The sequence below is a fragment of the Paenibacillus sp. BR1-192 genome (assembly GCF_029542445.1).
Classification (GTDB): domain Bacteria; phylum Bacillota; class Bacilli; order Paenibacillales; family Paenibacillaceae; genus Paenibacillus_AQ; species Paenibacillus_AQ lautus_A.
In genome coordinates, this window is sequence record NZ_CP120718.1 from 2963601 (window position 1) to 2976123 (window position 12523).

Annotated in this window: 8 protein-coding genes; 7 read left to right on the top strand and 1 reads right to left on the bottom strand. The window is 51.8% G+C overall.

Annotated features, from left to right (window positions below; translation table 11 throughout):
- Positions 1-113: 113 nt before the first annotated feature.
- The 3 genes from P0X86_RS13265 (at position 114) to P0X86_RS13275 (ending at position 1744) form a co-directional block, all read left to right on the top strand.
- The gene (locus tag P0X86_RS13265) at positions 114-296 is read left to right on the top strand and encodes a hypothetical protein (protein WP_036665338.1); all 183 of its coding nucleotides are present in this window, start codon (positions 114-116) and stop codon (positions 294-296) included.
- A 216-nt stretch (positions 297-512) separates the two neighbouring features.
- The gene (locus P0X86_RS13270; RefSeq protein WP_015734745.1) at positions 513-929 is read left to right on the top strand and encodes a DUF2500 domain-containing protein; all 417 of its coding nucleotides are present in this window, start codon (positions 513-515) and stop codon (positions 927-929) included.
- Positions 930-994: 65 nt separating this feature from the next.
- Complete coding sequence (locus tag P0X86_RS13275) at positions 995-1744, top strand: SDR family NAD(P)-dependent oxidoreductase (protein ID WP_277748638.1); 750 nt, start codon at positions 995-997, stop codon at positions 1742-1744.
- 110 nt (positions 1745-1854) lie between these two features.
- Here P0X86_RS13275 and P0X86_RS13280 read toward each other — a convergent pair whose 3' ends face one another.
- Positions 1855-6258: an Ig-like domain-containing protein gene (locus P0X86_RS13280; protein ID WP_277749032.1), complete on the bottom strand. Its 4404-nt coding sequence runs from the start codon at positions 6256-6258 to the stop codon at positions 1855-1857.
- Positions 6259-6473: 215 nt separating this feature from the next.
- Between P0X86_RS13280 and P0X86_RS13285 the strand changes: the two genes are divergently transcribed.
- The 4 genes from P0X86_RS13285 to P0X86_RS13300 all read left to right on the top strand — a co-directional run bounded on the left by P0X86_RS13285 (position 6474) and on the right by P0X86_RS13300 (position 12515).
- Positions 6474-8807, top strand: a complete 2334-nt coding sequence (locus P0X86_RS13285; protein ID WP_096773428.1) for an AraC family transcriptional regulator — start codon at positions 6474-6476, stop codon at positions 8805-8807.
- Positions 8808-8944: 137 nt separating this feature from the next.
- A complete protein-coding gene (locus P0X86_RS13290) occupies positions 8945-10576 on the top strand; it encodes an extracellular solute-binding protein (RefSeq protein WP_192572308.1) in 1632 nt (543 codons plus the stop codon).
- A gap of 84 nt (positions 10577-10660) precedes the next feature.
- Positions 10661-11620 (top strand): ABC transporter permease, encoded by a 960-nt coding sequence (locus tag P0X86_RS13295; protein ID WP_277748639.1) that lies wholly within the window; start codon positions 10661-10663, stop codon positions 11618-11620.
- A 13-nt stretch (positions 11621-11633) separates the two neighbouring features.
- Entirely contained in the window at positions 11634-12515 is an 882-nt protein-coding gene (locus P0X86_RS13300) for a carbohydrate ABC transporter permease (protein ID WP_036665327.1), read from the top strand.
- The last annotated feature ends 8 nt before the right edge of the window (positions 12516-12523 follow it).

Sequence of the window (12523 nt, forward strand, 5' to 3'; positions counted from 1 at the left end):
AAGCCTTTATAAACTTATTATATTGTGAAATAAATCACAAATAAAATTCAACCTGTATGCTACTATAAAGATGTAATCAGGTACGTCAAAAAGTTTGGAAGGGGACGATCCTTATGCATACCGATCAAATGACGATAAATTTCCTTCGCTTGTGCTACCATTGCGATGATGCATGTTTATGTCAGACGGAGGAGCAATGTCTGGCTTGCTGGAACGAGCAGGACATGGCACCGCAGGACCATGAAATGACAGGACAAGAAGAAACGATGAAGTGGATGAGATTGGCTTACGATTAAGCAGATATGAACAAGATGAAGACAATGAATGGATCAGGGCGTTGTAAGGTTCCGTGAAGAAGCTGATGACTGGCACATTGCCGGCATCAGCTTTTTTGACGCTCCCAGAAAGGGACAAGTTCTTTAAAATTTCAATCAAACTTTCCATGATGCATGAGTTAAATTGTCCGACATAAAGCATATACATATTTCAAGACAAGGTGGAGGGGGAGCCGTATGGGATCGGGGTCAGATTGGATGTTCGATTTTTTCGGCAGCGTTATGCCCGTGTTTTTCATCGTCGTCATCGGGATCATTTTGCTGTCGGCCGGTAAGGGAATCCTGCAATGGAGTCAGAATAACCGACAGCCTTTGCTATCGGTCGATTCCAAAATTGTGAGCAAGCGAACGGAAGTGAAACATACACAGCAGACGGATGATACGATGTCGAGCCGTACTCGTACCACCTATTATCTGACATTCGAAGTGGAGAGCGGAGATCGCATGGAATTTGCCGTAAACGGCGAGGAATTCGGCATGTGCGCGGAAGGGGACGAGGGACTGCTTCGTTTTCAGGGAACCCGGTACTACGGATTCGTCAGGCACCCCAGAGCGCATCTTCATGTGGTCCGGGGTTATGAACAACCTAAATAAGAGGCTGGTTCATTTTATGACGCCTTCTCCTGTGGTATATAATGTAGGGGAAGGAGGAGCTGCCTATGAAATTTCAGGATAAAACGGTGGTGATAACGGGCGCTGCGAACGGGATAGGCCGCGGATTGGCTGAGGCTTATGCGGCTAGCGGAGCTCGAGTGATAGTAAGCGATGTTCATGAAGAGCAGGGCAATCTGGCGGCAAACACCTTGAAGGATCAAGGATTTCATGCCGTCTTCATCGCCTGCGATGTGAGGAAGGAAGAAGAGATTAAACGCCTGATGAACCAAGCGGCCCAATATGGGGGCACCATCGATATCTTAATAAACAACGCAGGGGTCTCCCGATGGAAATCACCATATGAGCTTACGGTGGGAGAATGGGACGACGTAATCAACACGAACGCCAGAAGCTGTTTTTTGGCTACCCGCGAGGCTGCCGCATATATGAAAAAGAGTGGGAATGGCGGGGCTGTCGTCAATATATCCTCCACGCGTTCCATCATGTCCGAGCCGAATTCGGAAGCTTATGCGGCTTCCAAGGGAGCCATCGTTGCGTTGAGCCATGCCATGGCCGTTAGTCTGGGGCCCGATGGAATTCGGGTGAATTGCATAAGTCCGGGCTGGATTGAAACCGGGGATTATGAAGAGCTTCGATCCGAGGACCATAAGCAGCACCCTGCAGGTCGGGTCGGGATTCCGGCCGATATCGCCAAAGCCTGCTTTTATTTTACCGATCCGGAGAATGACTTTGTAACAGGGGCCCATCTGGTGGTGGACGGCGGCATGACCCGCAAAATGATATATGAACCTTAACTTGTTGCGGATAAAATAAAAAAGGATCGTCTCCTCGGGGACGATCCTTTCCTGATTATAACCCGTATTCGAAAAAACAGTGGCGAATATCTCAATATAGCCGCTTGGACTTAACGGACGGTTATAGCCATGGAATCCGTCTTGCCGCTCGTCCGGTCGGTTACGCTGACAACGGCAATTCCGCTTTGATTCGCGCGGGCAACTCCCTGTGCGTTAACGGAGATGATATGGGGGTTGCTGCTGCGATAGCTGAGTTTGTCGAGGGATTCCTTGCGGCCATCGGGGTGAAGAAGTTCAGCCCGAAGCTGCTGCGTTGTCTTGGAAGTCATTAGATCCTTGCCCAGCAGCCGGAGAAAAGGCTGATTTCCATCGAATGCGGCCGTGACATGGAGCGTTTCAACGAATCCGTAACGTTGGTCCTTAACCGAGATCGCAGCGCTTCCCGGAGATATCGCCTTCATCCGTCCGGTTGAACTCACTTGAATGATATCCGGAGCATCGGATGTGTACGTCAGCTCTTCCGCCTGTTCACGCATCCCGCCCGGAAAGCCGTACCAGGCTTCGATCTGTTCCGATTCGCCCAGTTTGAGCTCATCTGAAGCTTCCACGCGCATCACGATCGGGGCTAGCGGGTACACGCCGACTTCGGTGAAGCTATTCCACGGGTTGGCATTATTTCCTTTGCCCAGTATCCGAATGTATCGGGCTGTCGTTTGCTCCACAAGAAAAGTTTCAGGCTGCACAGTCGTGCCGGAAGTCAGCCCATTCTCGTAGATGGTCGACCATTCTTCGCCATCGACGGAGGCAAGAACATCAAACCGGTTTTTACGGGTATCCCCTAAATATATGGCCAGCGAAACAGCGCCCACTAGCTTCAGCTCTCCCAGGTCAAGCTGTACGTATTCCGTACCCGGCGCGGACCAGCGAGTGCTCAGGTTGCCGTCGACGGTATGTTCCGGAATGTTCGCCGATTCGGGAACGGCGCTCGCGGTAACATGCCGTACCTGATATTTTAGATGGTTCGGCGGTTCGCCTATGGCCGGATTCCGGGTGAATTTGATGGTATATCTATTGCTCAGATTCGGTTGAGCGTCGTTCTGAATGACGATGGTTGCCGTACCCGGAATCGTATCTGCCTGATCAATGGCCACGGCATGATCGGCTTCGGCCGTCATCACAGGCGGAGAGGGAGCATCAAACGGAAGTCCGACTTCATAATACGTGACTTCTGGACGAAACCCATGGAGCGGCATTCCGTCCATTAATAAACGGTTAGCCATAGGTCGGGCTGCCGGTTCGGGCAGATCGCCGTCAGGTATGGTCCATTCCAGCAGGGGAGTAAACCCCGTCTCCGCTGGAGGTATCGGATCGTTTGCGTATAAAGGAACCATGCGAACGGACAACCGGACATCCTGGACGTGCTCCAGGTGTATGGTCAGCTTGCGCATGCCTTCGTTGCTGGATTGGCCATCCGGATTCGGGGAGGTGGCCAGCGGCGCTGCATCCATGACGGAGAACCGGGCGCCGGCCGGTCCTTCGACCAGCTCAACATACAGCCGCTTATCCAGTTGTGAAAGAATGGCGGCGCGTCCATTCTCCACAATCTCCACGTCCGCTCCGGTGTGCATGAACCAATACAGCTCTGAAGGAAGCTTCAGTTTCATCTCATCCTGAACGACCAGCTCGCGTCTATCGGCGGAGAGTTTCATTCCTCTTAACATCTCGCCCGCGTCTTTCCGGTACAGGTCGGTCATATTTAGAATTGTATAGGCTCCTCTTGGCTTCGATTCCTTTTTTATCGTAACGGCTGTGCCGTAAGGCTCTTGCTGAACAATCGGATTCTGGGCGGGATTGATGACGATGGTATTATGTCCCTCGGTTTTTTTGCGGTAATACGTCCAGCGATTATAATTGTAATCCCAGAAGCCGGGCAAGCTGTAGGATTCGTTCCCCAGATCGGATGCCCACCTTACGCCCAGCGCGTCAAAAACGAAGGTACCGCCATCCAGATCGTTATGGCTTCGCATCGTTTCGTTAACGCCTTTCATGGAAGCAAACAAGGCATAGGGATCATCCCATGCGCTCCGCATGGAGGCCGATTCAATGCCGGTGAAGAAACGATCCAGCTCCGTCGGAACCGTTTCAAACATGCCAGGCTCGTAAAACACCAGATAGAGAGGGTGGAAGTAGCCCTTGCGCTCATACAGATCGCCAATAAACCAGGCGTATTCAGGTTTGTTGAAGAACAAGGCGAACCATAAGGATTCATACATGTTGTAGCTGACGCCGCCATCATAAAAATTGAACACGCCGCCTTCGCCTAGCAAATGATACGGATAAGCGCCCGATGCCTCGTATCCCGGCAGCAGGGACAGCCCAAAATCGGTACCCAGGCTTTTATTCAAGCCTTGAATATACATGGCCAAGTATTGGCCTCCATAATGCCAATAAGCAGGACCTTCCGGCCAAGAACCGTCCACGGTATAGTGACGAAGCGCATATTGCAGCTTCTGAAACGTGCTCTGGATGACTTCCAGCGCCTGATCCTCGGTCTCAGGCTCATCCGCAACGGTTAACGCAAGCAGGCCAAGGCCTCCGTTGTCTACCAGGTTAATGTTATTGTGCTCCCCGTTATGGCGGAATTCACCCCGGTACCAATCGAGCGCGACAGCAAGCGCATGATCCCGAATCGCCGCATTCAATTGGGATCGCTGAGCTTCATTCAAATCGTCGTATATCCAATCGTAGGCCAGCGCAACGGCGAAAGACAATTCGGACAAGGCAAGGATGTTGTTGGTTCTGCCGCCCCAATCGGGGTAGTGCGTCATCGCTTCCAGTTCCTGCCACGCACGTTCGGCATAACGGGATTCGCCGGTCAAGCGATACATGAGCGCGGTCGGAATCAAGCGGTCGCGTAGCATGTAGGCATTGCCGCCATTAGGTTGGTAGGGTATTGGCGAAGTTGCAAGGACGGGGTCCGCTTGATTTCTCAAGAGTTCCATCCACTCCGTCATATAACGATCTCCGCTTGCCAGCAATTGCTTGGAGCGGTTCAAATCGTCCGTGGATGCGAGAAGGCGCGGATGGGAACGGGCGGATGAGGCATGACCGTGCAGCGATTCCGAAATTCGATCTGCCGTCGGCCCGACAAAGACCAGCATATCGCTTTCCGTACGTCCGCCACGTCCATCTTCAGCCGATACGCGAAAACGGTCGTACCCCAGATAGTTTTCATTAGGAGCATATCGATAAGTACCCTCGGCATCCACTTGAACCGTGCCCTGTGCCGGCGGTGCTTCAAGTTTCCATGCGATCGGATCTCCATCCGGATCCTTCGCTTTCGTGAACTGGCCGGAAAGGGAAGTATTCATCGTCGTATAACCCCATTCCAAATCCAACAGGGGAGCAGCATTCACAGGAGTAACGTGGATCGTGCCCTGGCCGAATTTGGCGCCGCCCGTATCAGCCTGCAGGGCAGCAAACTGGAAGAGGTCCGTACCGCTAAAGCCGCTGTCGGGATAGTAGGTAAAGCTGCCGTTCTCCTTTACGGTAATCTTGCCGTGCGCAGGCTGGGAGATGAGGAGATACGTATGGTCGGCACCGCTGCTGTCGCGCGCGGACAATTGCCCGAGCAAAGCTTGGCCTTGAGCCGTTTCGCCTTCATAAACGTCCACCAGCAAGGTGTCCGGCGCATTGACGCTGACCGCCATAGAGGCGGTATGAGCACCGTCATAAGTCGCTGCCGTTACGGTTGCAAGTCCTGTGGAAAGGCCGGTTACGTCACCTTGATCCGTCACTTCCACGACTTCCGGATTGGACGCAGACCACTGCAGCTGAGGGGGAGGTGACGAACCTGGCTCATAACGGACGGAAGGTGTTATGGTCTCGCCCGTATTCAGATAGGCCACATCCGGTTCGATCGCGATGGATTGAAGCGGCTCCTCAACCAACACATCGTCGAACCAAGCTTTGCCCGTTCCGGTTTCCAGAAACAGCTCAACGGTCAATAGGGGCGGTGAGGCTGCATTATCCGGAACGGTGAACAGCTTCTCCATATACGTCCAGTCTTGGGTGCCCTTGAGCGTTCCGACATGAACCAGCACATTGCTGGTCCCGGTTCGCTTCATTTGATATCGGATGAGCGCGGCATTGCTGACGGACTCCGTTTTGACCCAGCCGCTGATCCGATACGTTTTCCCGACCTCTACCGGAATGGACTGGGTTATGGCTGCCCGGCTGGACGTTCCTGCGGGACCTTCGATGCTGACCGATTGTTTCCCGGATTTGAATATTCCCGAATCTACTCCCAATATGGGCGAGCCTGTTGGAAGCCACTGTCCCCAATTTGCCGGCTTGATTCCGCCTGACCAGCTGGACCCCGCCTCCGTTGCCTCAAAACCGCTGTTCACAAGCAAACCCTCCTGTACCTGATCTCGTTCGCTCTCTGCCCATGCCAATGGGGGCGGCAAAAAGCCTTGAAGCCCCGTAATCAGCACGAGTACAATCAGAGCCATTCGTTTCACATCCATTCCCTCCCGACTGATATCGATTTCCGGCCATGAAACCGGAACACTTCCATCGTAGAGGAAGCCGCAGCGTTCGAGTATGATACAATTTCGTGATGCATTAACATTTTTGAAGAAAACCTGTTCATGTTAAATAAAAACAGTATGATGTAATTAATGTAAGTGCGGAAAGAATACATCTAAAGAATGGAAGGAATGAGGGTATGGGGAAATTGACGACAACCACTGCAAGAAATGAGCGATCCAATCGCGTATCCGTGTTCGTTACGTTGCTCATGTCCTATCTTGTGGTACTGCTGATCCCGGTCATCGTGTTCTGGGGTCTGTATACCCAAATCGAGCGAATTATGATCGAGAATGCCAACAACTCCAACATGGCACTCATCGAACAGGCCAAGCAGGTCGTGGACAGCCGATTGGATGAAATGCATTTGATTTCCCGGAACATTACTTCACATCCGAGACTGGATACGCTGTTAAAGGCAGGATCCCCTCAAACCGGAGCGGAGCATTACAATTACTACACCTTCATGCAGGAAATGCAGCGGTACCGAAACAGCAGCAGTTTTATCACCGATTTTTATGTGTATCTTGATGAGAGCGATACGGTTCTCAGCCCAACCTTAAAAACGACGTCCAGCGTCTTGTTCTCCGATATCTACGGATATGAAAGCTTAACCTTTCAACAATACCAAGCGGATATACTGCGCGGCGTTCATTTCAACCGGTATCTGCCCGTAACGGAGGTCGGCAAAGGCCTGAACCAGAAACGAATGCTCACATATATGCAAACGCTTCCATTCGGCGAGAAAAACAACCCCAAAGGCGCCCTTGTCATGCTGATCGACGAAAGGCAGATTACAGGCTTGCTCGAGGAGATCGTGAAAACCAACAACGGAACGATATCCATTAAGGATGCCAGCGGTCAAGTGATTCTTCGTGCCGGTGAAACCGCAGTATCCAATGTGGGTAAAGCTGAGGATAAGCAGGCCGTCATGACGGTATCGTCCAGATCCGCACGCAGCGGGTGGGAGTACGTGTCGGTCGTGCCGGAAAAAGTGTTTATGGAAAAGGTGAATATGGTCAAACGAATGGCCGCAGGCGTTCTCGGCATCTGCCTGGCCGCCGGAGTTGCCGCTTGCGCGTACATGACGTACCGGGCGTATTATCCCCTGCGCGACATTATCCGCTTTATCCGCCAATCCCATCCGGTCAAGGAGGGGAAGGTACGCAACGAATATGATTTCATCAAATCCACGATGGCCGATTCCTTTGGCAAGCAGACGGAAATGAAGGAGCAATTGTCGAGGCAAACGCCGGTGATCCGGTCCAACTTTTTGCAGCGTTTATTGAAGGGAAACGTGGATGCGGCCGATATGTCGGAGCATGCCCTGGAATTCATGGGGATATCGTTTCCGCATCCCGGCTTTGCCGTTGCCCTGATCGAGCTGAGGGATGCCAGCGGGTTCATTCATAACGAACGGGAAAGCGAATGGGCCCTGATCCGCTTTGTCACAGGGAAGGTGGCCGAAGAAATTCATCCCTTTACCGCGTATTCCGTGGATCTGGAGAAGAACCAGGTCGCCATGATTCTGAATATGCCGGAACCTCTGCAGGACAAGGCGGGCGAGCTGTACGATTGGGCGGAACAAGTGAAGCTGGTGATCGAACAGCGCTTCAAGTCCGAGATCACGATCGCGATCAGCGATATCCGTTCGGATCTTGGATGTTTGGCAAGCGGATATACCCAAAGCTTGAAGGCGCTGGAATATTCCATTTTTACGGCCTATAAACCGATTTTATTCTACGATGAAATGAAGCAGAAAACGGGGGTGTATTATGATTTTCCCATTGAGACGGAAATCCAGCTCATTAACGCCATGAAAAGCGGGGATACGGATAAGGCTCAGGATATCATTCAAAGTCTGTACCACAACAACTTCAGCGGTCAATCCATCTCGCCCGAGCTCGGCCGACTCATGTTCGCGAACCTGCTCAGCACGATGTTCAAGCTGCTCAATGCCTTAAATTTGAAATACGAGGACGTATTCGGTCAGGCAGGCAAATCGATCGAGGACATTACCGAGGGCAGCACGGTAGAGGAGCTGTACCGGGAAGTGAAATGGATGTTCGGCCAAGTCTGCCTGTACGTAAGAGACCAGAGAGGCGATTCCTCCTCGCAGCTCCTGGATAAGATAAAAAGCTACATCGCGGAGCATCACGACGATGCCATGATCAGCCTGGCTTCCATTGCCGAGCAATTCGATATCACGCCGCCCTATCTGTCGGCCTTCTTCAAGAAGAACAGCGGGACCAATCTGACCGATTACCTGGCGAAAATTCGGATCGAGCGCTCCAAGGAAATGATGCGGGATGCCAAAAATACGATTTCGCACATCGCCCGTTCCGTCGGTTATACCAGCGATGTCGGTTTTATCCGGGTATTCAAGAAATACGAAGGGATCACCCCGGGAAAATACAAGGAAACCCTGCATTCCCTATCATCAACCTTAAGAAATGATCATCTCAATTCTTAATCGCTGTATATGGATCCAGAAACTGTACGATATACGTTGAAAGCGCTTCAGCATTAATATTTGAGACAGGGCCGGAATCAACTCGGCCTGAACATTTGAGATGATCATTCATTAGGAAAAAAGGGAGGCGTCGTGATTTGAAAACAAACCGGAAACGTATGACGAGACTGGCCATCTTCATGCTGATTGTGGCTATGATTGCCGGGTGCAGCGGAAAAGGCTCGGGAGCCGAGGAGCCTGCCGGCGACAAAGGCAAGGAAGGAACGGGCGTTGCCTCAGGCGGAGAAACGGGGTATCCCGGCCAGCTGACCTACTGGGTATCGCTGAATGCCAACGCATCGGCAACGATGCAGGATATGAACGGCATTGCCGCCTATCAGGAAATGGAGAAATTGACAGGGACCAAGGTTGAGTTCCAGCATCCGCCGGCAGGGCAAGAGGCAGACGCCTTCAACATTATGGTCTCGTCGGGCAACTTGCCGGATGTCGTGGAGTATGGCTGGGCCAACGTATCCGGAGGGCCGGATAAAGCGATATCGGACGGTTCTATCATTCGCCTGAATGAGCTGATTGAAGAGCATGCTCCAAACCTATCGAAACTGCTGAACGAACACCCGGAATACAAAAAGCTGATAACGACGGATGGCGGAAACATTTACGTATTCCCGTTCATCCGCGGAGACGAGTATCTGCTGACCTTTAACGGCCTTATCATCCGCCAGGACTGGCTGGATCAGCTCAACCTGCAAGTGCCGGAAACGATTGACGAGTGGTATGAAGTATTAAAAGCGATCAAGACCCAGGATCCCAACGGGAACGGTCAGGCGGATGAAATCCCGCTCCTGCTTGATATGGATATGACGGGCATTAACCATGCATTTGTCGGCGCGTGGGGAATTACGACAGGATTTTATCAGGTGGACGGGAAGGTACAGTACGGCCCCATCCAACCGGAATTCAAATCTTATTTGGAGACGATGAGCAAATGGTATGCCGAAGGCCTGATCGATCAGGATTATGCGGCAACGGACGGGACGCTCAAAGATGCCAAAGTGACCAACAATCAAGTGGGTGCCTTCTCCGGATACATGGGCAGCAGCCTCGGCCGCTATTCCGAACTCATGTTAAAAAGCAATCCGGACGTCAGTCTGGTGGGCGCTCCCAACGTTGTGCTAAAGAAGGGGGACACGCCGCTTCTTGGACAGAAGGATTCGCCGTTCAACGGATTTGGGGCGGCTGTGACGAAAGCGAACAAATTCCCGGCGGAAACGGTGAAATGGCTCGATTACAAATATGGGGAAGAAGGGCATATGCTGTTTAATTTCGGGGTTGAGGGAGTCAGCTACGAGATGAAGGACGGGTACCCGACCTATACCGACGAAGTGATGAAGAATCCAGATGGGCTGTCGATCACCCAGGCGTTGTCGAAATACAACCTGGCCAGTTATTCGGGACCTTTCGTTCAGGATCGCCGTTACGTCGAGCAGTATTCCGCGCTTCCTCAGCAAAAAGCGGCCATTGAGACATGGATGAAGGCGGAGAACGACCGTTTAATGCCGATTATTTCGCCGACGGCAGAAGAGAGCACGCGTTATGCCTCGATCATGAACGATATTAATACGTATTACGAAGAGATGGTCAACAAATTCATTATGGGCGTGGAGCCGATCAGCGGCTTTGATCAATTTGTCCAAACGGTGCAAGGAATGGGCATTGAAGAAGCCCTTCAGATTCAGCAGTCTGCGCTGGACCGTTTTAACAGCCGGTAAGTTGTAGAAGCGCATGAAGAGGGAGAAAACGGGCGAGCCGTATCCTTCTTCATGCGGGTTATTTTTCACAGAGGAGGGCATACGGTGCAGCTAAAGGAAGAAACAAAACGCATGACGATACAGAGCAAATCCGAGAGCTTCAGCGCAAGAGCAGCGAAGGACTTTCGCCGGAATTCCACGATCTACCTGATGCTGCTGCCGGTTGTGGCGTTTTATGCCGTGTTTCATTACGGACCGTTATACGGCCTGCAGATTGCGTTCAAGAACTTCTCCGCAGGGCTCGGCATCTGGAATAGCCCATGGGTCGGCTTTCAACATTTCAGCGATTTTTTTAACGGATTTTTCTTTGAGCGGGTCGTTTCCAATACCATTATCCTCGGCGCGTACGATCTTATCTTCGTATTTCCCGCCTCCATCGTGCTGGCCTTGATGCTGAACGAGGTGCGACATCGGATCTTTAAGCGGACCGTACAATCCATTACGTATATTCCCCATTTCATTTCCGTTGTCGTTGTTGTCGGGATGCTGGTTGATTTTTTGGCGGTGGACGGCCTGATCAACCATATCATCACCTACTTCGGCGGCAAGCCGATTTCGTTCATGCGGCTGCCGGAATGGTTCCGCACCATCTATACCTCGTCCGCTATCTGGCAGGGGATTGGTTGGGGCTCCATCATTTATCTGGCGGCGATTTCCAATATTGATCCGTCCCTGTATGAGGCGGCGAAAGTGGACGGTGCCGGCCGCTGGAAGCAGATGCTTCAAATAACGCTCCCTGGCATCCTACCGACCGTGATCATTCTGCTTATCTTGCGGATCGGTTCCTTTATGGCGCTGCAGGATGAGAAGATCCTGATCATGTACAACCCGGTCATCTACGAGACGGCAGACGTGATCGGGACTTATGTCTACCGCAAGGGAATACTGGAAGCAAGCTACAGCTTCAGCGCCGCTGTCGGCATGTTCAATTCCTTTATTAACTTTGCGCTGCTCATTGGAGCCAATTATCTCAGCAAGCGGTTTACCGACACGAAGCTGTGGTAGAGAGGGGGATCTCATGCGAACTACTAGATCGGTCAGTGAAGTCCTGTTTGATTCTGCGAATGTCATTCTATTGTGTTTGTTATCGATCATAACGTTATATCCGTTTCTCTACGTATTGTTTGCTTCGATCAGCACGCCAGCCGAATTCGTTCAGCACCGGGGCATCCTGCTGTGGCCCAAGGGCTTCTCGCTGGACTCCTATCGTATGGTATTCGAGAACCCGAATATCATCCGAAGTTACCTCAACACGATATTTTATGTAGTCGTCGGCACGACGCTGAACATTCTCATGACGGCTCTCGGAGCCTATGGTTTATCCAGGAAAAACGTGATGTGGAAAGGCGCCATCATGATGCTGATCGTGATGACGATGTTTTTTGACGGCGGGCTCATCCCGAAATACCTGCTCGTGAAAAATATGGGTCTGCTTGATACGTACTGGGCATTGATTATTCCAAGCGCCATGACGACATGGAACTTGATTATTATGCGAACGGCATTTCAAGGGGTACCCGATGCGCTCGAGGAATCCGCGCGGATCGACGGAGCCACCGACTGGACCATTCTGTTCCGGATCATCATCCCGTTATCGCTGCCGGTCATTGCGGTCATGGTGCTCTTTTACGGGGTGTGGCATTGGAATAAATGGTTTGATGCCCTCATCTATTTAAGGGACCGGGACTTGTTTCCGCTGCAGTTGATCCTGCGCGAGATTCTGATCCAGAACGATACCAGCAGCATGATGACCTCGGTAGGAGGGGGAGATCGGATGCCGGTTGGCGAAACGATTAAGTATGCGACGATTATGGTGGCGACGCTGCCGATCTTGTTTCTGTATCCGTTCTTGCAGAAATATTTCGTGAAGGGCGTCATGATCGGCGCCATCAAAGAATAGGAGGTATG